The 23,674-nt window shown below is 41.7% G+C and carries 17 protein-coding genes; 6 read left to right on the plus strand and 11 right to left on the minus strand.

The genetic code is table 11. The annotated features are described in order from the left end of the window. Window positions 1-112: 112 nt before the first annotated feature. From ACO06Y_RS19295 to ACO06Y_RS19320, 6 genes are all read right to left on the minus strand, one after another. Complete coding sequence (locus tag ACO06Y_RS19295; protein ID WP_422080667.1) at window positions 113-3,025, minus strand: glycoside hydrolase family 3 N-terminal domain-containing protein; 2,913 nt, start codon at window positions 3,023-3,025, stop codon at window positions 113-115. Window positions 3,026-3,134: 109 nt separating this feature from the next. Continuing rightward, complete coding sequence (locus ACO06Y_RS19300) at window positions 3,135-3,617, minus strand: ABC transporter ATPase (RefSeq protein ID WP_422080668.1); 483 nt, start codon at window positions 3,615-3,617, stop codon at window positions 3,135-3,137. A gap of 75 nt (window positions 3,618-3,692) precedes the next feature. Beyond that, the gene (locus tag ACO06Y_RS19305) at window positions 3,693-4,484 is read right to left on the minus strand and encodes a (Fe-S)-binding protein (RefSeq protein WP_422080669.1); all 792 of its coding nucleotides are present in this window, start codon (window positions 4,482-4,484) and stop codon (window positions 3,693-3,695) included. 1 nt (window position 4,485) lies between these two features. Further along, window positions 4,486-5,817 carry a 4Fe-4S dicluster domain-containing protein gene (locus tag ACO06Y_RS19310; RefSeq protein WP_422080670.1) on the minus strand — a complete coding sequence of 444 codons (1,332 nt, stop codon included), beginning with the start codon at window positions 5,815-5,817 and terminating at the stop codon, window positions 4,486-4,488. Next, window positions 5,818-6,786, minus strand: a complete 969-nt coding sequence (locus tag ACO06Y_RS19315) for an MlaD family protein (RefSeq protein WP_422080671.1) — start codon at window positions 6,784-6,786, stop codon at window positions 5,818-5,820. It abuts the gene before it with no gap. 54 nt (window positions 6,787-6,840) lie between these two features. Then, a complete protein-coding gene (locus ACO06Y_RS19320) occupies window positions 6,841-8,181 on the minus strand; it encodes an N-acetylmuramoyl-L-alanine amidase family protein (RefSeq protein WP_422080672.1) in 1,341 nt (446 codons plus the stop codon). A gap of 142 nt (window positions 8,182-8,323) precedes the next feature. Between ACO06Y_RS19320 and ACO06Y_RS19325 the strand changes: the two genes are divergently transcribed. Together ACO06Y_RS19325 and ACO06Y_RS19330 are read left to right on the plus strand one after the other, a co-directional pair. Next, on the plus strand, window positions 8,324-11,044 hold the full coding sequence (locus tag ACO06Y_RS19325; RefSeq protein WP_422080673.1) for a putative LPS assembly protein LptD: 2,721 nt from the start codon (window positions 8,324-8,326) through the stop codon (window positions 11,042-11,044). A 36-nt stretch (window positions 11,045-11,080) separates the two neighbouring features. Further along, on the plus strand, window positions 11,081-11,461 hold the full coding sequence (locus ACO06Y_RS19330) for a RidA family protein (protein ID WP_422080674.1): 381 nt from the start codon (window positions 11,081-11,083) through the stop codon (window positions 11,459-11,461). Here ACO06Y_RS19330 and ACO06Y_RS19335 read toward each other — a convergent pair. The 4 genes from ACO06Y_RS19335 to ACO06Y_RS19350 form a co-directional block, all read right to left on the minus strand. Beyond that, window positions 11,454-12,305 carry an N-acetylglucosamine kinase gene (locus tag ACO06Y_RS19335; RefSeq protein ID WP_422080676.1) on the minus strand — a complete coding sequence of 284 codons (852 nt, stop codon included), beginning with the start codon at window positions 12,303-12,305 and terminating at the stop codon, window positions 11,454-11,456. The genes ACO06Y_RS19330 and ACO06Y_RS19335 overlap by 8 nt on opposite strands. An 82-nt stretch (window positions 12,306-12,387) precedes the next feature. Beyond that, window positions 12,388-13,389: a type I glyceraldehyde-3-phosphate dehydrogenase gene (gene gap, locus ACO06Y_RS19340; RefSeq protein WP_422080678.1), complete on the minus strand. Its 1,002-nt coding sequence runs from the start codon at window positions 13,387-13,389 to the stop codon at window positions 12,388-12,390. A 23-nt stretch (window positions 13,390-13,412) separates the two neighbouring features. Continuing rightward, window positions 13,413-14,399, minus strand: a complete 987-nt coding sequence (gene pfkA, locus ACO06Y_RS19345; protein WP_422080680.1) for a 6-phosphofructokinase — start codon at window positions 14,397-14,399, stop codon at window positions 13,413-13,415. A 156-nt stretch (window positions 14,400-14,555) separates the two neighbouring features. Continuing rightward, window positions 14,556-18,962, minus strand: coding sequence for a translocation/assembly module TamB domain-containing protein (locus ACO06Y_RS19350; protein ID WP_422080682.1), 4,407 nt, complete (start codon window positions 18,960-18,962; stop codon window positions 14,556-14,558). Between the two features lie 108 nt (window positions 18,963-19,070). Between ACO06Y_RS19350 and tsaD the strand changes: the two genes are divergently transcribed. Together tsaD and ACO06Y_RS19360 are read left to right on the plus strand one after the other, a co-directional pair. Then, the gene (gene tsaD / locus ACO06Y_RS19355) at window positions 19,071-20,093 is read left to right on the plus strand and encodes a tRNA (adenosine(37)-N6)-threonylcarbamoyltransferase complex transferase subunit TsaD (RefSeq protein WP_422080683.1); all 1,023 of its coding nucleotides are present in this window, start codon (window positions 19,071-19,073) and stop codon (window positions 20,091-20,093) included. A gap of 119 nt (window positions 20,094-20,212) precedes the next feature. Continuing rightward, complete coding sequence (locus ACO06Y_RS19360) at window positions 20,213-20,920, plus strand: 16S rRNA (uracil(1498)-N(3))-methyltransferase (RefSeq protein ID WP_422080684.1); 708 nt, start codon at window positions 20,213-20,215, stop codon at window positions 20,918-20,920. A 68-nt stretch (window positions 20,921-20,988) separates the two neighbouring features. Here ACO06Y_RS19360 and ACO06Y_RS19365 read toward each other — a convergent pair whose 3' ends face one another. Next, window positions 20,989-21,771, minus strand: coding sequence for a DUF1223 domain-containing protein (locus ACO06Y_RS19365; RefSeq protein WP_422080685.1), 783 nt, complete (start codon window positions 21,769-21,771; stop codon window positions 20,989-20,991). A gap of 46 nt (window positions 21,772-21,817) precedes the next feature. Between ACO06Y_RS19365 and ACO06Y_RS19370 the strand changes: the two genes are divergently transcribed. Together ACO06Y_RS19370 and ACO06Y_RS19375 are read left to right on the plus strand one after the other, a co-directional pair. Beyond that, complete coding sequence (locus ACO06Y_RS19370) at window positions 21,818-22,468, plus strand: DUF4159 domain-containing protein (protein WP_422080686.1); 651 nt, start codon at window positions 21,818-21,820, stop codon at window positions 22,466-22,468. A gap of 98 nt (window positions 22,469-22,566) precedes the next feature. Further along, window positions 22,567-23,667, plus strand: coding sequence for an AI-2E family transporter (locus ACO06Y_RS19375; RefSeq protein WP_422080687.1), 1,101 nt, complete (start codon window positions 22,567-22,569; stop codon window positions 23,665-23,667). Window positions 23,668-23,674: the final 7 nt, after the last annotated feature.

Below are 23,674 nucleotides of genomic sequence, written 5' to 3' on the forward strand. Positions count from 1 at the left end.
TGTAACGAAAACGAAATTGTCGGTTGGTATCATGGTTGGTAATTAAGGAAAGTTTATGAATTTGTGAATTACCGTTACTTGGGCATTGCTGTATTTCGGTCAAACACTTCAATTAGTCGGCGATAGCATCGTAAATCGCTTGTTGAATTCTTGTTCTCAGTCCCGATTTGATTAGAAGAGTATTCGAAGCAGTCGGATATGTCCTATTGGACAAAAACACGTATACGATTTCCTCTTCGGGATCTGCCCATGTATATGTTCCTGTAAAACCGCTATGGCCAAAGCTCTTTCTAGAAACACATCCGCAAGTAGGCCCCTTGTCCTTTAGTTGGGGTTTATCAAAGCCCACCCCCCTACGTACGTTCTTATCACAAAAATAGCAAGTATTGAATTTTTTGACCGTCCGGGAATCCAAGAACCTGGTTCCGCCATAAAATCCGTCCTGCAGGTACATTTGCATTATCTTGGCAACATCATTGGCATTGCTAAAAAGACCTGCATGCCCTCCAATACCTCCTTGCATGGCCGCTCCCATGTCGTGGACGTAGCCCTGTACGATTTGATACCGAAAATATGCATCCACTTCTGAAGGTACAATCCTGTTTCTTGGAAACTTATTTAAGGGGTTAAAACTTGTGTCGAAAGCCCCAATAGGTTTGTATAAGAAGTCATCGGCCAATTTATCCAACGGAATCCGGTAGACCTCCTCTATATATTTTTTCATTACAAAATAGGCAATATCACTATAGCGATATCTATTGGACTTCAATCGCTGCCTACCTATCCGATTATAAATGGAATCCTGGTAGGCATCCTTTAAATAAAGATTGTCCGATACCTTAAATGAAAAACCGTCGGAAGGCTCATTTCTATAAAAATCCTTGGAAGGCTTCCTATCCTTGTCCAATGTGCTCACATAAAATGCTATCCAGGCCGGAAGTCGCCCATAGTGGGATAAAGCCTTTAGAACGGTTACATTCTTTAGCTCAGTATCCGAATATTCAGGTACTAGCTCCTGAAAAGTGTTATTCAAAGTGATTTTCCCCTCCTCCTCCATCTTCATAATCAAAGGTAAAGTGGCCAATATTTTGGTCACTGATGCCAAGTCATAAATATAATCTGATGTAATCCTCTCGATGGATTCATAAGTTGGTTTCCCAAATCCCTTATTGTAAATAACCTTGCCCTTTCTCGCTATCAGAACTTGGGCCCCTGGATACATTAAGGAGTCCAGGCCATCCGTTACCAGTCTATCTACTTCGGCCAATTTTGTAGAACTCATACCCACGCTTTCGGGGAAACTATAGCCCAATCGTTTCAATGGTTCAAGAGGAATCGAAGTATTCAAGGGAAAGTCCGGATGCGCCGTTACCGGTAAGATTCCCTTTGCGGGAATGGCCCCAAAAATAAGTTGGGCCGCTTTTCTTTGGGCCTGATCACTATTCTGATAGGCAACCACTACCCCATCTACGCTCTTAAACGATGCCACATCCGTTAAGGCATAAGGTTTGGTAAAAACGGACAAAATGGTATTTGATGTCCGTTGTTTGGCGATTTCTGCCAACCACAAAAGCTCTTGGTCTGAAAATTTATAAGGTTTCCAAGGACTTGCATTGCTCTTATGGTGCCCAATGATGACCAAGTTATAATCGGATAGTTTTCTTTTTAAGGTTACAATATCCTTGCCGTTAACCTGTGTTACCTTGGCATATTTATTCAGTTCCTCCAAAAAGGGGTCATTATCCGCATCTCCAAATTTAACATAGGCTATCTTTTTGTTTTCCAATTTCTTGATGCCCATGAGATGAAAATTGTTCTTTACTACGGTAATGGCATTTTCAATGGCTTCCTCATAGACCAAATCATCTCCTACCGAATTCAAGTCTTCATAAAGGTTTTGTATCTGTACAGGTTTATAATCGTTCAGTCCTACCTTGTATTTGGCCATCAGGATTTTTTTGACCGATGTCGAAAGCCGCATCTCCGTAATCCTGCCCCTTTGATAAGCCGCCAAAAGCTTCTCCTTTGCCTTTTTGATGTTACCGGGCATCAATAGTATATCGTTCCCTGCCAAAAATGCCGCCAATTCCACATCGCCCTCATCACGATTAGAGGTTACCCCTTTCATATTCAGGGCATCAGTAAAAACCAATCCGTTGAATCCCATTTCCTCCTTTAGAAGACCGGATATTATCTGTTCGGATAGGGATGAGGGAAGATTTTCTCTTATTTCCAAGGCCGGAACGTTAAGATGGGCCACCATTACACTGCTTAGACCCTCATCAATCAGTTTTTGAAAAGGATATAGTTCAACACTATCCAATCTTTGCCTCGTAACATTGATAAGGGGGAGCGCATAGTGCGAATCCGTGGCCGTATCCCCATGCCCGGGAAAATGTTTGCCACTGGAAAGTATACCGGCCCTATGCATGCCTTTCATAAACATAATCCCCTTTTGGGCCACATTCTCCTTGTCCTCACCAAAAGAACGATTACCTATAATAGGATTTTGTGGATTTATATTTATGTCTATATCAGGGGCAAAATTTATATGAACCCCCAACCGTTTTGCGTGCAGTCCTATCCGATAGCCCACTTTTTCCAAAATAGTACTGTCCTCAATAGCTCCCAAGGTCATATTCCAAGGAAAAGCATATGTAGAATCCAAACGCATGGACAACCCCCATTCCGCATCCATACCTACCAACAAAGGGAGTTTGGATATGGCTTGGTATTCATTAGTGAGCTTGGCCTGTCTTTGGGGGCCTCCAGTAGAAAAAATGACCCCCCCGATTCCGTGTTCTTTTATAAGATCCTTTAACTTATCCGTACTGGTTTTACCTTGGCTAGAAGCTACGCTTATCATGAACAATTGACCGATTTTTTCCTCCAAGGTCATCCCTTCATATTGTTCGTTCACCCACGATGATTGTGCCAAACTATCTTCTGTCACTAACGGACTTTCCTGTCCCCGGACACCTAAAGCAATAAGAAAAAATAAAGAAACAGTTAAGCAGAATCGCATATAAAAATATCTAGGGGGAACAACTAAAAACCAGAAAAATTATTGCACTTTAACGATTTAATGGAAAATAAAAATCTTACATTGGCCACAACCTTTATATCGAGCATAATCACATAAATCGGGCGTGCCAGCTTTCCGATGCCGGTACCTCCCAATGTTCTTTGTACTCCGCTTTGTTGGCTACCAAATTATTGAAAACAATGGTCTTTTCGGATACCGCCTTTTGCTTGGCCATTTTTTTGAAATCCAACAAAGGCTTATAGGCAATATATTCCCCTTGTTTATAGGACACGTTCATTTTGTCCAATAACACCACATCATATTTTTTTTCCAAATGTTGCATGAAGTGAACGGATGCATCTATAGAGCAACCTGAAGCGGCATTTTGGGACTGATCTAGGCCGATGACGATAAAACGGCCATAAGGGATTTCGTAACCCGCTTTTAATTTACTTCCATGGGCCGTCCAATTTTGGATAAATTCGTCCAGTTCTTGCTGGAGACGCTCCAACTCCTCTTGGTTGAAACTTCTATTGGCTTGATATATCCAAATTCTAGATGTATCCGGCAAATCGTTAAAATGCACTAACATGTTTCGTTGAATTACTAGTCAAAAATACAAACTCAAAAAACCAAATCCCAGGCGAATCCGAATTGAAACGAAGATTTATAGGTCTTCCGCACCAGCGATTAATTCAGCCACATCCATCACCCTTATGGTCGCCTCCCTCTCCTTGTTCTTAACTCCGTCCGTCATCATGGTATTACAAAAAGGACATGCGGCCGCAATGATATCCGGTTTGGTCTTCAGGGCCTGTTCCGTCCGCTCTATATTTACGTCCTTATCCCCTTTTTCCGGCTCCTTGAACATTTGTGCGCCCCCGGCACCACAACATAATCCTTTCTTCCTGCAATTCTTCATTTCCACCAATTCGGCGTCCAACTTTTCTATTAAATCCCTGGGAGCCTCATAAATGTTATTTGCCCTGCCCAAATAACAGGGATCGTGATAGGTAATCCGTTTCCCTTTGAATTTTCCTCCTTCCAGGGTTATTTTTCCGTTCTTTATCAATTCGTCCAGAAATTGGGTGTGATGCATTACCTCATAATTTCCTCCGAGTTCGGGATATTCGTTCTTCAAGGTGTTAAAACAGTGCGGGCAAGTAGTGACCACTTTTTTGATTTCATAAGCATTTAGCACTTCTATATTGGAAACTGCCTGCATTTGAAACAAAAACTCGTTGCCTGCCCTTTTTGCCGGATCCCCGGTACAGCTTTCCTCAGTGCCCAAAACGGCAAAGGAAACTTGGGCCCGGTTGAGGATTTTCACAAATGCCTTGGTAATCCTTTTGGCGCGGTCATCAAAACTTCCGGCGCAGCCGACCCAAAACAAAACTTCCGGTTGTTGTCCCGCAGCGGATAGCTCGGCCATGGTCGGCACTTTTAGTTCGCTTTCCATACTAGTTTTCTTTTGCCCAATTAAGCCGATCCATTTGACTAAACGGCCAAGGAGCCCCGTTGTTCTCTATATTACCCATCATATTGTTAAGCTCGGAGGGCGCTGCGGATTGTTCCATCACCAGGTACTGGCGCATATCCATAATAATGGATAAAGGGTCTATACTTACGGGACAGGCCTCCACACAGGCGTTACAGGAAGTGCAGGCCCAAAGTTCTTCCCGAGTTATATAATCGTCCAACAGTTGCTTTCCATCATTCTTGAATGTCCCTTTATTGACATCCAAATTTCTTCCCACTTCTTCCAACCTATCCCGGGTATCCATCATAATTTTTCTCGGGGACAATTTTTTTCCGGTCTGATTGGCGGGGCACTCGTTGGTACAGCGGCCACATTCGGTACACGTATAGGCATTCAATAATTGTACCCAAGTCAAGTCCATTACATCGGATGCACCAAACTTAGGGACTTCCTCCCCATTTTCAACTTCGGGAGCAGCGGCATAAGGATCTGCCGATGGATCCATCATCAACCTTACTTCTTGGGTAACGGATTCCAAATTGTTAAACTTGCCCTTTGGGCCTAATTTACCAAAATAGGTGTTGGGAAAGGCCAATAGAATATGAAGATGTTTTGAATAATACAGATAATTCAAAAAGAAAAGGATTCCCAAAATATGGAGCCACCAGGCACTACGCTCTATCAAAATCAAAGAAGACATGGACATACCCTCAAAAAAAGACGCAAAAAATTGACTTATGGGAAAAGCCCCCGCCTTTGTATAATGGGCAGCATCCATCTGTTGCAATTGATAGTCCGCTCCGTTCATGGTCAGGAAAAGAACCATAAGTATCAACTCAATGTATAAGATCCAATTTGCATCGGTCTTTGGCCAACCTTTCATCTCCGGTTTTATAAAGCGCCCCAAACGGATAAGGTTTCTTCGTATCCAAAAAGCAATTACTGCAATAATGACCAACAAAGCCAATATTTCGAAGGAAGCGATGAGGAAGTCATAAAACGATCCCAAAGGGGAAAAAACACGATGGGTTCCCAAAATACCATCAATAATGATTTCCAGGACTTCTATATTGATGATGATGAATCCCAAATAAACGATGATATGTAGTAGCCCGGGAATTGGCCTAACGACCATTTTGGTCTGCCCCAATGCAATCCTTAACATGTTTTTCCATCGGAGTGAGGTATTGTCCGTTACATCAACTTTTTTGCCCAGTTTTATATTCCGGGCCAGTTTCTTAACATTTCGGACAAAGAATCCAATACCGGCTACCAAGGCAGCTACAAACAAAATATTGGGAAGATATTGCATTTATCGTTCATCTGTTTTCTCAGCGGGGTCGTTCTCCGGAACGGTATACTCCTTTTGCTTCTTACCGAACACGGAAACATTTACATAGCGTTTGGGATTCAATCGGAAATCCTGTAAGAGTAAATCCAGCTCCCTTGAGGCGTTGCTTAGATTATTGTACAACTCTTCGTTATTCATTAGTTTGCCCAAGGTGCCATCACCTTGATTTATTTTGGACATCACCTGGTTTAAACTGGTCATTGTGGATTCCAGATTGGCCAAGGTTCTTCCCAAACCTGCATTGTTCAGGGAATCCGAAAGTTTCGAAAAGTTGTGGGTAAGCTCCTTGAAATTGGTCAGTGAACTATCCAGTTTGCCTTCATTGTTCTGTAACAACTTATTCAATACCTCAGCACTACTTTGTAGGCTACGTACCAAACCGCTGAGGCCATGAATGGCATCCCTTAGGTCGCCCCTGGCCCTTTCATCCAGCACATCATTGACGTTCATAAGCACGGAATCCGCATCTGTAACCGCAGACTCAAATTTTTTGAACAATGGCGTTAATTTCTGTTGTGCCAATTCCGTCAACCCCGGCCTGGTTTCCGTGGGCAACGTGTCATATTTGCTTACCATAGGAGCTCCATCAAATATCGGATTTATCTGCAATCCCTTGCCCCCTATGATACCGGTATCATAGAGTTCTACGGAGCTATTTTTTGAAAATCCGAAATCACTTTTCACTGAGAAAGTAACCAATAATCTACCTGAATCATCATTAAATCCAATATCGTTGACCGTTCCTACATTATAACCGTTAATGGAAACAGGGGTTCCGGGCTGTAGTCCGCCAACATTGTCATAAATCGCATAAAGCGTTATGTTATCATCAAAAAGAGGGGTCGATTTTAAGTAACTAAATCCCAAGACAAACAACAGGATTCCACCAATGACAATGATTCCTGTTTTAATTTCCCTAGATAGCTTCAAAAGGATGGTTTTTCTATTGCCAACAAAATTAGAAATAAATTTTAAAGACTGGAGTTATTCAGAAACGTATTTTAAGGCCTCAGGTACAGAAATACGCTTCCCATCCTTGTAAGCGACTATAAAGGATGTGGTGTACCCTTTTAAATCTGCGTTGGATTTTAGCATTTCCGCTTCCTTATAAGAATTGGTGCTACCGTACAAGTATCTAAAAAGGTTCATGTAAGGTTCCTTGGAAATTTTATTTAGACCCTTGAAGTTACCAGGTGTTGGGCTCAAATCCTTTGAGCTCGCCATTAGTTGTATTTTAAAAACAATATTGGCCAAAGGTTTAGGAGAAGTCTCCTTACTTTTAGAGGATGTAACGGTCTTCGGGTTTTCAATGGTACCACTATTTTGTTTAGGAGTTTCTTCTTGGACAATCTTAACAACCTTGGGAGTACCTTCCGGCTCTGTAGAGGGGGGAGCATCTTTTTTTTGTGTTTCTCCCAATGAAGTGTCCGGCTCTTTTTTATTGGGTTTCTCCTCTTTTGCCATAAAAATCTCTTTCTCTATAACTACCTCATCCTTTGATGATTGCACTTCGGATGCCGCTTGTATTGGGGCATCCGCCGTATTGGCTTGGACGTTGCTCTTATATTTCAGGATAGCTTCTGCAATGGCGGCGCCCATTTCGGTTTGCCCTTTTTGCGAGTTTAAATAAGCCCCTTCGGATCTATTGGTAAGAAACCCGGTCTCCACCAATACGCTGGGCATAAATGTCTGATGTAATACGATGAACCCTGCTTGTTTGACTTTCCTATCATTTCTTTTTAGCTTTTCGGAAAACTTTTCCTGCATTATTTTCGCAAGTAGTATACTTTGATCCAGAAATTCTTCTTGCATAATGGTCAATCCAATAATTGACTCCGGAGAATTGATATCGTAGTCCGCATACCTCGTTTCATAATTGTCTTCCAAATAGATAACCGAGTTTTCCTTTTTCGCAATCTCAAAGTTTTGTTTGTTGGCGTGTAGTCCAAGTACAAAAGTACCGGCCCCGTGGGCATCGGAAGAATGCGAATCACAATGTACGGATACAAAAAGGTCTGCATTGGCCTTGTTGGCTATCTCGCCTCGTACAAATAAATCTACAAACGTATCATCCTTCCTGGTGTACACCACCTTAATATTCGGATTACGTTCCAACACCTCCCCAACCTTGAGGACAATTCCTAAGGCAATGTTTTTTTCCAAGTATCCATTTCCCAGGTTTCCGGGGTCGTGACCACCATGGCCCGCATCCAAAACAACAACAAATGGGTCGCTATTGTCCGGTTCGGTATTACTTTTGCCAAAGGCTATTACAAGTGGCACCGACAAGAAAAAAAAGATGGGAAGAAACCGTTTTACATTCATAATAACATAGCGTTTTGATGCTCCCTACTAGGTTAAATTTATGGTAATACCCTATAAGGGGAACAAAAAATATATGTAAGTTTGATCTCCAATCCCAAAGCTAGGGGGAAGCCAAACCTTTACAAAAATAGGATATATAGCCTTGCAATCAAATAAACATTTTCTTTTCCTATGGCTGCTTTTGGTTGGTTCAATTTGGGTAAACGCCCAAGAAGACCAAATTATTCCATTGCCCATAAAAGCGCAAAAGGACACCATAATTGCCCCCCTATTTCCCATTACCGCTTTACAGGATAGCATTCCCAACGATTCTACCCAAACCGACTCCTTAAATAGAAAGGAATCCATTCTATTGGATAAAATTAAGTATAAGGCCAAGGATTATGTCAAGCTAAGTCAAAAAGACCAAAAGATATATCTGTACAATGAAGCTGAAATCTACTATCAGGACACAGAATTAAAGGCGGGCATCATTATACTGGACTATATAAAAAACGAAGTGTATGCCGGTCGTATTAAGGATTCCTTGGGCAACTACACGCAAATTCCTTTTTTTAAGCAAGGGAACAACGAGGTAATACCGGATTCCATCCGCTTTAACTTTGACACCCAAAAGGCATTGATATGGAATTCGCGTACTGAACAACAGGCGGGTCTAGGTCAATTGGGGAGTGATGCCATGAAGGTATATGCAGAGATTACCAAAAAGGAAAATGATTCCGTCTATTTTTTGAATGAAGGCAAGTTGACTACATCCAAGGATACCATAGACCCCGATTACTACATCCGGGTCAGGAAGGCCAAATTTGTACCCAAAAAAAAGGTGATTGCCGGATTTAGCAACCTATACATTGCAGATGTTCCCACACCTATTGCCTTGCCTTTTGCCTATTTTCCCCTTACCGTTGGCCGTACTGCAGGATTAATGATGCCTACCTTTGGAAATGACCCGGATCGTGGATATTTTCTTCAAAACGGCGGGTATTATTTCCCTATAAACGACTATGTAGACCTGACCCTTACAGGCGACTTTTACACCAATGGAAGTTATGGTTTTAGAGGAACATCCATTTATTCCAAGCGTTATAGATACCAAGGAAACATTAATTTCAGATATGAAAATCTGGTTACCAGCCAAAGGGGGTTCAGCGACTATAGCAGGACAACAATTTACAATATTCAGGTACGCCATTCCCAGGATGCCAAGGCCAACCCCAATTCCAGGTTTTCCGCATCGGTCAACTTGGGAAGTAGTACGTATTTCCAGAATTCCTTATTGCAGCAAAACCTGCCGAACACCCAGAACAATAGTTTGAATTCATCTATTTCCTACTCCAAAACATTCCCGGAATATCCAATGGTAAACATGAGCCTTACCGCTACTCATAGCCAAAATACAAGCGCTAATGCCCCTGAGAACAATATTCAAATGACCCTGCCCACGTTTCAGGCCAGTTTGGAGCGAATATTTCCCTTTGCCAAACGTGACGGAATTAAAAAAGGGATTATTCAGAATATCAATTTTCAATATGATGTAAATGCGCGGAATAGCCTTACTACCAATGACGATGATTTTTTGACCGGAAGAATGTTCGATAATGCGCGGGTCGGAGCCCGGCACAGGATTCCCATAAGTACCAACTTTAAGGTGGCCAAATTTTTTAGTGTAAGTGTGGGAGGGAACTATGAGGATGTATGGACCCTTGAGACCTTTAATCAGCGCTTTGATGCCGAGGAGAACCAGGTAGTACGCGATACGATAAGCGGATTTGACCGTTACAACACCTATAACTTTAGCGCCAGTATAGGTACTACGCTTTATGGCACCTTCAATTTTGGGGAGGACAAAAAAATACAGGCCATCCGCCATGTTATGAGGCCTTCGTTAAGCTATGGATTTGCACCTTCCTTTGAACAGTTTTATGATGAGTATATTGATGGGGATGGGGAAGTGGTACAATTTAGTAGGTTTCAAGGAACCCTAAATGGGGCACCAAGTCTGGGGCGATCCAATAGTATCGGTTTTTCACTGGCCAATGTTTTTGAGGCCAAGGTAAGGGATAAGGATTCTACCGCCACGGAACCGAAAAAGATTCCCCTACTTAGCAATCTAAACTTATCCACAGGTTATAACTTTGAGGCAGATTCGTTACGGTTGAGTCCTTTGAGCATTAATGGGGGTACCAATATTTTGAACAACAAGATGGCCATCAACTTCTCAGCTGGCCTGGATCCTTATGCCATAGATAATAATGGGCGTCGGATAAACACCTTTAATATAGATAATGGGGGTAGTCTTTTTAGATTGACCAGGGCCAATGTAAATGTTGGATATTCCATCGACAGCGAAACATTTGGTAAAAAAAAGAAGGAAGAAGATGGAGAGGAGGATGAAAACCCTTATGACTATGTTGCCCAAAGTGGTGGTAGGGATGATGACCTTTTCGGACGGGCGGACCAATTTAACGAACCGCCCAGAGGGGGCGATGATAGGGATTCCGAAGATGTGGAAAATCCAATTTATGCTACCAAAATTCCCTGGGATTTTAGATTGGCCTATTCCGCCACATATGCGAACAACCAACGTCAGAACGAGTTTAGTAGTCATTCCCTTATGTTTTCCGGAAATATTGAGCTATCGCCAAGGTGGAGAGTCGGGGGCTCCTCTGGATATGATTTTAAAAACAGGGGATTTACGTTGACCCAGCTCCGTTTTGAACGGGATCTAAAAAGTTTTGTCCTTCGATTCAATTGGACTCCCTTTGGAAATTTTGAGCGCTGGTATTTCTTCATCGGAATAAAAAGCTCCATACTCAGCGACCTAAAATGGGAAAATCGAAGTCAACCACCGCCAAGAAGATAACGAATTTCAATTTGGTATTCTTAATTCATCCCTATTATGAAAAAAATCATAAATACATCAAAAGCTCCTGCCCCTATCGGCCCCTATAATCAAGCAGTACTAAGTGGTGATACCCTGTATATTTCTGGGCAAATCCCTATCGACCCCGGTACCGGGGAATTGGTTAACGGGGATATCGCCAAGGAGACCCATCAATCCATGAAGAATCTGGGTGCCATTTTGGATGAGGCGGGAATGACTTTTGAAAATGTGGTAAAGACCACTATTTTTTTAAAGGACATGCATCAGTTCAAGGAAGTCAATACCGTATACGGGGCTTACTTTAACGAAGATACCGCTCCGGCCCGCGAAACCGTGGAAGTCGCCAACCTTCCCAAGTTCGTGAACGTTGAGATTTCCATGATAGCCATTAAATAGATTGTTTGTGAAATTCAACAAGTCCATCAATAGGACGTTGCCGAATGACACCCAATACCAAATCGTTCCTTTCAACTACCGCTTTGAGTTCGTCCTCTAAATAATGGGCGATGCTACCTACAAAATGGACAGGAACCTTGGTAGCCAGTTCAAACTGCATAATATGGTTATTTATAAACTGTTGAAATCCTTTGTCAATGACACCCTTACAATAGGGATGGTCCTTATTCTCGACTAAAAACCGTGCAAAAGTAGCCAGATATGTATTGGGATTGGGCTGTTTATACAGGTTTTCCTTAATGACATCCGGATCCAAGTTGTACTCCGCGGAAAACTTCATGGCCAAATCTTGGGGCATTTTGTGATAATAATAATCACGTATCAGTTTCCTTCCAAAAAAATTACCACTTCCATCGTCCATGGGAATGTAGCCCAAGGAAACCACCTTTTGAAACATTTGGTGTCCGTCATAATAACTACAATTAGACCCTGTCCCCAAAATGCAAACAATACCTTGATGCCCCACCTGTGTAGTGGAATAGATTGCGGCAAAAGTGTCCTCCCGTACCTCAGCCTTGGCATTGGGAAAAAACACCTTAAAAATTTTCTTTAGAAACCGTCGCATACGTTCGGTTCCACATCCGGCACCATAAAAAAAGAGCTGTTTTACCTTATTGCTGTTCTTGGAGAGCTCAAAATTATTGGCCAACCTATCCTCTATCACTTCACGAGTCAGTACTTCGGGACTAAGTCCCAAAGTCTGGGTAAAAAACACCTGTTCACCCTTGTCATCCAAAGCTATCCAATCTGCTTTGGTAGCCCCGCTATCAACTATTACCACCATATATATCCCCTTTTAAAAAAAGAATCCTGAAAATACACAAAATACGGTATATTTTCAGGAAAACTTTTTTCTAAATCAAAACTTAAAGACTGTGAACGTGCTGCGCCAAATCTATCAACTTATTGGAATACCCCGCTTCATTATCATACCATGAAACCAGCTTGAAGAATTTGGAATTCAATTCTATTCCGGCACCGGCATCAAAAATACTGGTACGCGCATCACCCACAAAATCCTGGGAAACCACGGCTTCGTCTGTATATCCCAAAATACCGTTGAGCTCTCCCTCGGAAGCCGATTTAAAAGCTTTCTTTATTTCCTCATACGAAGTCTCCTTTTGTAGTTTCGCTGTCAAGTCGACCACGGATACGTCTGCAGTTGGTACCCTAAAGGCCATCCCGGTCAACTTACCTTCCAATTCTGGTATTACCTTGGTGACTGCCTTAGCCGCTCCCGTAGAAGCGGGAATAATGTTCAACAAAGCACTTCTACCTCCGCGATAGTCCTTTTTTGACGGACCGTCAACGGTCATTTGAGTAGCCGTTGTGGCATGCACAGTGGTCATTAACGCTTCCTCTATGCCAAAATTATCATTAAGGACCTTTGCCAACGGTGCCAGGCAGTTTGTTGTACAAGAAGCATTGGATACAATGGTATCCGATGCTTTTACATCCTTATGGTTCACGCCCATGACAAACATGGGGGCATCTTTGGAGGGGGCCGAGATAACTACCTTTTTTGCTCCACCATCAATGTGATATTGGGCAGTTTCCAAGGTTGTAAAGATGCCGGTACATTCTGCCACGATATCCGCCCCTACTTCGTCCCACTTCAAATTTTTGGGATCTCTTTCCGCAGTAATACGTACGGTCTTACCATCAATTACCAAGTGTCCTCCACTAATTTCAACAGTTCCATCAAATCGTCCATGGACGGAATCGTATTTCAAAAGGTAGGCAAGATGCTCTACGTCCAACAGGTCATTGATGGCCACAACATCTACATCATCTCTTTTTACCGTAGATCGCAAAACCAATCTGCCTATTCTACCAAATCCGTTAATTCCTATTTTCAAGTTTGACATTTTATGTGTTTTTAGATTAAAAATTATGTTGTCATTATTTCAGAGACCCGAATGAGTTCCTTGTCAATTTTTGTGTGTCCTTTTATTGCCTTGTTTATCGGTGTCAATATAAGTCTATTATCCTGTACACCCACCATAAGACTAGTTTTGCCCTCCAATAAGGATTCCACCGCCTTAACCCCCATTCTACTTGCCAATACCCTATCATAGCAGGACGGCGGCCCTCCGCGTTGCATATGTCCCAGGACAGATACCCTTACATCGTAGATCGGTAGATGCTCCTCTACATACTCCTTAAGTTCAAATACATTCTTCCCGGTCTTATCACCTTCGGCAACTATAACTATACTGGAAGATTTACCGGATTCCTTACTTCGCTTCAAGGACTCCAAAAGACGATCTAGGCCCAAGTTTTCCTCAGGGATCAAAATTTCCTCCGCACCGGCACCTACCCCGGCATTTAAGGCGATATGCCCTACATCCCTTCCCATTACCTCAACAAAAAAGAGACGGTTATGGGAGCTGGCCGTATCCCGAATCTTATCCACGGCCTCAACGACCGTGTTCAAGGCCGTATCAAAACCTAAGGTAAAGGTAGTACCGAAAATATCATTATCAATGGTACCGGGAATTCCTATGACCGGAAAATCAAATTCTTGGTTGAAAATCATGGCTCCCGTAAAACTACCATCCCCACCTATTACGACAAAAGCGTCTATCCCTTCTGCCCTAAGCTGTTCATAGGCTTTTTTTCTACCTTCCTTGGTACGAAATGGTTGGCACCTGGCGGATTTTAAAATGGTACCTCCCTTGTTGATGATATTGTTTACACTACGGGCATCCATGGGTTTAAAGTCACCCTCTATCATCCCTTCATAGCCCCTATAAATACCTACACAGTCCACCTTCATAAAGGCACAGGTACGTACCACCGACCGAATTGCTGCATTCATTCCCGGTGAATCCCCACCCGAGGTAAAAACACCGATTTTCTTTATTTCGGAAACCATCGAAAATTTTAAGCTAGCAAAATTAGCAAACTTATTTCAATTTAGGAATTGTTGAAGTCCATATTTTAGGTAATAAAATGAGCTATATCGTTTTCGTGTATCCCCAATGTTTTCGAAGTTCAAAATACAACATGAGGGCTCTATTCCGTGAGATATTTAACGACGTCCCTTGCTCTTTGGATAGAACCTTAATAAGCTGTCCTTGCCCATTACCGAACTTGGCAATTCCTCCGTACTAGGGAATCTGTTTTCCTGAGTTTCCGTTTTGCCCACCACTCTTCTAAAGAGTTCCTTGAAACTGTTGAAATCAACCTCGTAGGAAAGACCTGCACCTTGGGTATAACCCTGTCTCTGGGCAAAAAATTCCTGGATTTCATTCTCCCTGTTAAAGAATTTGGCACTCAGAGTGCCTTCCTCGTTAAGCAGCAATTGAATTTCAAAGTCGCCGGCGACTACGGTTTCACTTGCCCCGCCCACAGGTACCCCTACCCTTCCATTGAACAAAATCCTATCGCTTATTTGGGTAGAAACCGTCACCCCTATCCTATTTTCAGTTTGTACATCGGCATTTCTATCCAACACTCCTTGCTCATAAGAAAGCCCGAGATTAAATTTATCGTTTTCACCACCCAGGACCTGATTCAACAGTCCGGAGGCCGATTGTAATAAATTGCCCGTAACCGCCTGTCGGTTTATTCCACTCTGATCACTTACAAAGGAGCCCTGGGCCAATAAAAAGAGTGCATTTCTTTCTTCCACCGTCGGATCTTGCAATCGGTATTCCAATTCGGACTGGACAATGGTATTGGTTCCGGGAAACTCTACATTGAACTCAATATCCGGACTTTCCAATTCTCCGGTCAGTTTGGTTACCACTTGTGTTGGGATGCGCCTGGTGTATCCCGGATCATCCAATAAGGGGGCAGGATTGGCATTCAAGGAATATACCGCTTCAAGCTGCAATTGCGCCTCTAAAGGTTCCCTATCCCATATGATGGTTCCACCGGGCCTAACCGTAAAAGTTTTGTCTATTATCCCGCCAAAACGATAGTTGTACTCCCCAGTCACTACCACAAAATCCCCGAACATTTCAAATTTCCCCCGGGTATTGATACGTATCAGCAAAATACCTTCCCCGGTTCCTTTAAGTGAACTTCCGGTCTTACGGTCGGTTACAATTTCAACCTCGGCATCCGGGGTTACTACGAGGTCAAATTCCAACTCCAATCCTTCAAAATCCTCTAAAATACGTTGTTCCTCTATGGTTTTTATACTGTTGCGTTCTATAAAATTTATAAAGGAGTAATCACCTACGGAGGCCACATCGCTCAGCGGTATTTTAAGGGAAGTGCCCTCGGCCGTCTCGGCATCCACTTTTATGGTCAAGGCATTGGTAGGGCCAAAAATTCTGCCCTGCCCATTTATGAAGCCTGTGCCGTAATAGAGTACTTCTTCCTCAAATGCGGTGTCCAAAATCAAAAAGGGATTATTATTGGTATCGATATCCAGATCCAAGAACCAATCCTCGAAATAGCGATGGGTAATGGTACCGTCCAAGACCGCTTTTGTTCTTTTTGTTACATCGGTAATACGGATTTGGTCAAAATCAAAAGTCTGGTCCCGTAAGTCTACCCTGGAATTGGGGGCAAAGCTATAATCCACATTTAGATAAGGAATGGCCAGACCTGCATTATCCAAAGTAAGAATACCACTGAATTCCGGATTATCCACTGCCCCCCTTATCCTGGCACTACCACTTAAATCGCCCCGGATATTGGTAATGACATCCTCTCCCAACGGGCTAAAAGGTTCAAGGTCCAGTTCATTGAAATTTACCAAAAGATTGGCCTGGGGAATCTCTCCTTCATTTTTGATGTTCCCTACGATACCCAATTTCTCAATGCCGTTATCCGTAATCTGGGAATTGACCACAAAATCGGTCAAATCCCTGTTACCGACTATCCCAATGGTAAGGTCTCCCATTCGCATATCATTAATCGCAAAATCGGCAATGGCCAAGTTGGAAGACGGAAGATAGACATCATCTTTCTGTAGTACATTAAGTGTCCCGTTTACTTCACCTTGAAGTTTTAGGCTATCTATTGAAGGGGTAATCTTGTTTAGGGAAACGATCTTAAATTGAAGTTCCAGATCCTTATAGGTAGAGTCCGCCAGCTGGCCTTTAAGGCGTATTTGTTCCTGCTCATCATTGTTCATCACAATTTCCTCGATCCATATACTGTCCAAGGTCCGATTGAGGATAACCTTATTCTGGCGATTTCCGTCCTTGTTCAGAATCCATTGATTTCCCTTAAAACTTACATCCGATGTCTTTAGGCCGATAACGGACTTGTTTTCTTGATTGAAGGTGTGATAAAAATTCAGGTTATAACTATCATCAAATTCACTACCTCCCTTAAACTCCGTTCTAAAAAATAGGGTGTCCTTTAAGGTGGTATTGATAAGGCTAAAATCCTTTACATCATAATAATTTGTTGAAAGATCGGCCACTGAGACATAGGTATTGAACAAAGGATTCTTATTGTCGATCTTTATGTCAATACTGTCCGCAACGTTGCCATAGGCCTGTATTTTGGGCGATTTGAAGTTCAACTTAAAATCACCTTTGTCCGCAATTATATTTCCCCGTATGAAAGTATTCGGATCAAATTGGACCTCAGGGAAAAAAACATCCACGATTTTGTTGTAGATCTTAAAATTAAAGGACATGGTCTGTCCTTCGGAAATCTCAAAAGGTCTGTAATTGGTATAGATGCTTCCAATAGAATTTTGCATTAACCTACCGAGTTCTTTTACCTTAAAATTACCTTTCATATATCCCGTAATGATATCCGGAGAATTTATATCGATTACCCTAATGGAATCATTTTCGAAAGTGGAGGAAACCTTAAAATCATCGAAATAATAGGTGTCGTTCTTATTCTGAAAAATGGTTTTGGTGAACTTAATGTCGCCTACCAAATTGTCCAGGGAATTCCCGGTAACGTCCATGTTTACATTGCCCTTAAAAATGGATATGCTATCATTTATGAAGTTCAACTTTTTGAGGTCCGCGTAATCTACGGAGGCGATAAAATTGAAATTGTTACGTTCTTCACCAAAATCGGCCAATCCCTTGAAGTTAAATTGCAGGTTCTCATCATTGCTTACCAGGGTACCATCGAACAGTTGCTCTTTTAGAATTCCGGACACCTTAATATCCTTGTAATCATATCCATTGAAGTTCACGGAATAAATTTGGCCTATTACTTCCGTATTTATGTCCTGGACAAAACCCTGTCCCTCGACATTAAAATCCAAAGTTGTTTTTCCTAACTTCCTATCGTCCAGAAAGTCACCCAGGTCAAAATCGATCAGGGATACAAAACCTTCATAGGTCGCATTGTCAATATTGTTGACATTGGTCAATTCCAGATCGGTATAGCTACTTCCAATGGCCGTGTTGATGTTAACCTTGGCATCTATGGAAGTTTCCGTAATATCGGCCTCTCCGCGAATAGTAAACTGCCCCAATTTTTGGAATAGGGAGGGTATTGATTTACCAAGGATATTGGGCATTAACGACCGTAATTCATAATAGCTGCTCGTTACGTTCTTCATATTTGCTTGCATAGAAAACGGTTCCGACCTACTGAAAAGATTCTTGAAATTAAAATCTCCACGAATGCCCGTGTTATCGGATTGCAAGAAGAGCTGTTCCGCATTCAAATCATTTAGGACCCCATTGAACGAGGAGGAAAAAATCACCTCCTTTTCCTTTCCAAATTGATCGTATAATTGATTTATTTCGTTAAAGGCAACCTTGGAGTCCTGAAAGTCGGCTACGAGGTTCACTTTGTTCGTGAAATCCGCAAAATCCTTTCGTTCGTAGTTAAAGACCAAATTTCCCTTTAAGTCGGATCCGGGCGTTTTTATCCGAAGGGAGTCAAAACGCATTTGTTGTTTGGTATATTTAAAGATGGTAGCCAATTTTTCCACTTCCAAGTTCCTCTTGCTCCTAAAAGATAGGGCCTCAATTTCTGTAGTCACCTCAGGCCCCAGAATTTGAAACTCGGAAGCCGATATATTCAAATCCTTAAAATCAAGGATTTCTAGCGTTTCGGTATTTTCATCTATAAGCCTAAAATTGCTTTGGGAAATCTCCACATCGGAAGAAGAGAAAAAAAATGGCGGCGTTCCCGGTTTTCGTGGTTTGCCATCATCCAGCTTATCGATAAAGACTTCCAAATTAGTATTCCTTTCACCTTTGTAAGTCCTTAGCTTAAAATTCAATCGTTCCATATCTATTTCGCCAAATTCCAATTTGCCATTGGCCAAATTTCTGATACTTAGGATGGAAGTGGTAAGCTCATCAATAAAAAAAAGGGTATCCTTTCTATAGTCCTCAACATAAACATTCCGCAATGAGGTATCCCAAGAGATTAGCGAAACCCTAAGACGGTCTATATCGATATTGGTTCCAAATTCATTGTTTATGGTAGTTGTGGCGTACTTGGCAAAACGAGTCTGGACCACGGGCAAGGAAAGGATTATGGTGCCCAAGATGCATATTAAAAGAAACACCAAAAGAATCCTGATCAGTATTTTCCTCAGTTTTTTGATAGGGCTTTATGTTTTACCTTTGTGTATCCAATTTTTGTTCCAAACCGGGTGGAAAACAAAACTATTTATATTCTGGCCATTGAATCCTCCTGTGATGATACTTCGGCAGCGGTACTGCAGAACAAAAAGGTACTCAGCAATATTGTGGCCTCTCAAAAAATACATCAGGAATACGGGGGTGTCGTTCCCGAACTTGCCTCCCGGGCACACCAGCAGAACATTGTTCCCGTTGTGCACCAGGCATTAATGAGAGCAAATATCGACAAAAAACTACTATCGGCCATAGCATTTACTCGCGGGCCTGGACTATTGGGGTCTTTATTGGTGGGCACTTCCTTTGCCAAGTCCCTAGCTTTAGGGCTGCATATTCCCCTTATTGAGGTCAACCATATGCAAGCCCATATTTTGGCCCATTTTATAGAAGGGCAGGATTACCGCTATCCCAGCTTTCCTTTTCTAGCATTGACCCTTAGCGGAGGGCATACCCAAATTGTAATGGTCAAAAATTATTTTGATATGGAAATTTTGGGTGAGACTTTGGATGATGCCGTTGGTGAAACTTTTGATAAAGCCGCAAAAATATTGGGGTTACCTTATCCCGGGGGGCCTTTGATCGATACATATGCCCAACAGGGAAACCCTAAGGCCTTCCCATTTCCCAAGCCAAAGGTGGACGGACTTAACTTTAGCTTCAGTGGATTAAAAACCAGCATTTTGTATTTTGTCCAAAAGGAAGCAAAGGCAAATCCCGATTTTGTATTGGAAAACCGAAATGATATTTGCGCTTCCATACAGCATACCATCGTTAACATTTTAATGGATAAAATAAAAGAAGCCGTTAGGCGTACAGGAGTGACACAAATTGCCATCGGAGGCGGGGTTTCGGCCAATTCGGGAATACGAAATGCCCTGAAAGCAGCGGAAAGGAAGTATGGTTGGCATACGTATTTACCCAAACTCGAATATTGTACGGACAATGCCGCAATGATTGGAATAACGGGCTATTTTAAGTTTTTGGAAAATAGACTTACCGATCAAAAGATATCCGCCCAGGCGAGATATAAACTATAAATTTGAATGTATTTGATTAAAGGTCAAGAAAATTGTTCATCACCAAAAGTATTTGGTCTTGATCAGACCCAAAAATATCTCAAGAAGATTGACCATTTCCTAACCTCAAACTGGATTGTATGCAACTATTTTACAACCCTACTTTGGACATCAGCGTTTCGCAGTTCATCTTTAACCAGGAAGAGAGTCGACATATCATAAAGGTACTTCGGAAAAAGGAAGGCGACACTTTACGGATTACCAATGGTAGAGGGCATTTGTTCCAAGCTAAAATACTAACGGCGGATTTAAAAAAATGTAAGGCGGAAATTGTTTCCACTACCAAAAGACATCCAAAAATGTATGCGTTGCACATGGTGGTTGCACCGACCAAGAATATTGATCGTTTTGAATGGTTTTTGGAAAAGGCCACTGAAATCGGCGTGGATGAAATCACTCCGGTAATTTGCGAGCGATCCGAACGAAAAGTAATCAAGCAGGAACGATTGGAAAGAATAATCCTTTCTGCAATGAAGCAATCCCTGCAGACCTATCTTCCAAAATTGAACGATGCTATTTCCTATAAAGATTTCATTAAAAACACACATGAGGGCCTTCTTTTCATTGCACATTGCGAAAATGGTGAAAAGCTGGATTTAAAAAGAAGGGTAGCCCCAGATAAGGATATTACCATATTGATAGGCCCGGAAGGGGATTTCTCTTCTTCCGAAATCAAACAGGCCTATGAAAAAGAATTTTTGCCCGTATCCTTGGGAAAGAACCGTTTACGAACGGAAACCGCTGCCTTGGTAGCCTGTACGATAGTTACCACTATTAACAACGGTTAATACTAAAAAGCCCCGTATGGACATAATTGCTTCTCCTACGAGGCTTTAAAAACAAACAACATCTTAATTCATAAAATAATGTTCTTGGCAGCTCCGGTTATCTCATAACTCGAATCTTGAACCAATACTATTACATACTTTTTTTCATTGGGTGCAACGATTTCCGGAAGAAGCAGGGTTTCCCTGCCCTTTGAGCTTGTAAGGGCTATTCTTTTTTCGGTAACGACTATATTGCTGTTCGTTAAGGTTCTATTCCTGTTTTCCCCTCTTCTTACCTCCGTTCGGCGCTGATCAAGGACAATTAGGGCCCGGAGTTCCTTATTTTGCAAATCGCCATCGATTTCATATTCAAAAGAGACATTTCGTCCATCTTCATCAATTTTAGTCAATCCTACCCTATTCTCAACCTTTTTTCCTTTATAATGATTGATCTTGCCATAGAGCAAAGAGGTGTTGAACCCAACAAAGTGTTCCCGTCCATTAATAACCATTTGTGGGGTATAATTACTTCTATTGCGAAATTGGATATTGTAGTCTTTTTGCTTTCTTGCGTACTCCGGTTTACTAAAAGGATCTTCCCAGCCTATATAATTCCAATAGTCCACATGATAGGACAATGCAAAGACCTCATCGGTATATTCTCTTTTAACCTTGTCCAGAAGTGCGTCGGCAGGAGGGCAACTGGAACACCCCTGCGAAGTAAATAGTTCCAAAACAACAATGGGCTCAAACGTCCCAATTGGGGCATTAGAGTTACGCGAAACCTCATTTTCCACCGGATCGGTCTTTGTAAATGCCACAAAAACAAGACTGCCCAAAACCAATATCGACGCCAAGATTTTTTTCAACATGGATTATACTTAAATTTGATGCGATTGCTTTTTAGTTCGATAGCTTATGAAGTTACTTACACCTCTATTATCAATTTTTTTGCTCTTCACGGCTCTACCGTTGATGGCACAGGAGATTGCGATCCTAAAGTATAGTGGTGGCGGGGATTGGTATTCCAATCCAACCGCCTTGCCCAATCTTATTCGCTTTTGTAATGAAAATATAGGAACCGCCATTAATGAAAAACCGGCGACCGTGGATGCCGGAAGTACAAATATTTTCCAGTACCCTTTTTTACATATGACAGGACATGGCAATGTGGTTTTTTCCAAAGAGGATGCCGAGAATTTAAGAACGTATTTGCTATCGGGAGGATTTTTGCATATTGATGATAATTATGGTATGGCGCCTTATCTTAGAAAGGAACTGGATAAGGTTTTCCCAAATAAGGAATTGGAAGAGTTGGGCAAAGGTCATCCTATTTTTGAGCAAGAATATGATTTCCCGGAAGGACTCCCTAAAATACACGAACATGACGGGCAACGACCTCAAGCCTTGGGTATTTTCAATGACAATAGGCTTATTCTCCTATTCACTTTTGAAAGTGACCTTGGAGATGGATGGGAAGATCCTTCCGTACACAACAATCCGGAGGACATACGGGAAAAGGCACTTCGGATGGGAGCGAATATTATTTCCTATGCATTCAGAAATTGAAAAGAAGCTTTTGATGTACCGATTAATTGGGGCTTATCCCGATCAGCGGCAGCGGTACAAATACAGAAGGAAAAGAACCTAACGAAGACCATGAAAAAATGAACGCAAGAATTATATCACAAGGTATCCTCAGGGCCATCGGCATTCTAACGGGTATTGCACTGGTCCTGTTTTTTTTATACAAAATACAATCAGTATTGGTGTATTTGGCTTTTGCGGCGGTTATTGCCCTAATCGGAAGGCCCATAGTACTTTTTCTTAGAAGAAAGATCAAATTCCCGAACACTCTGGCCGTTATTTTTACTATGGTATTAATGGTAGGTCTATTGGGCGGCATAATTGCACTGTTTATTCCATTGATTACCGAACAAGGCAAGAATCTATCCCTGTTGGACATAGACCAACTGCAAGGTAATTTGAACTCCCTTTACAACGAGATTACCCAATATTTTGGAGCTTCTCCAGAGGTCGTAACGGGGATAATCAAAGAAAGTGAATTGGAGAAAAATCTTTTGGAAGGTTTTGATATAGGTTTTATCCCCAACTTCCTGAACTCTTTTGTTGGCGTGCTCAGTACATTTAGCATAGGATTGTTTTCCGTTCTGTTCATTTCATTTTTCTTTCTTAAGGATAGTAAGCTTTTTCAAAAGGGATTACTGACCTTTGTTCCAAGGGACAAGGAAAGTGGAATGGTAAAGTCCATAGATAAAATAAACAACCTTTTGTCCAGATATTTTGTTGGGTTGCTCCTGCAGATATTTATTCTTTTTGTTATTTACACAATAGTCCTGCTTATTGTGGGCATAGAAAATGCTATTGTGATTGCATTTCTGTGTGCTCTTTTCAATATTATTCCATACATAGGCCCTATTATTGGCGGAGTAATTATGATTCTGCTTACCATGACCAGTAATTTAGGCATGGATTTTAGTACGGTAATATTACCGAAGGCAGGTTATGTCTTAATTGGCTTGGTAATCGGCCAGTTAATAGACAACTTTTTTTCCCAACCCTTTATTTTTTCCAACAGTGTAAAATCCCATCCCTTGGAAATCTTTCTGGTCATCATTATTGCCGGACTTTTGTTTGGGGTTGTAGGAATGATTGTAGCGGTGCCCGGTTATACTGCTATTAAAGTAATTTTAAAAGAGTTTTTATCAGAAAACAAAATTGTGAAATCTTTGACTGAAGATCTATAGTTATATT

The sequence above is a fragment of the Ulvibacterium sp. genome (assembly GCF_965228935.1).
Taxonomy (GTDB): Bacteria; Bacteroidota; Bacteroidia; order Flavobacteriales; family Flavobacteriaceae; genus Ulvibacterium.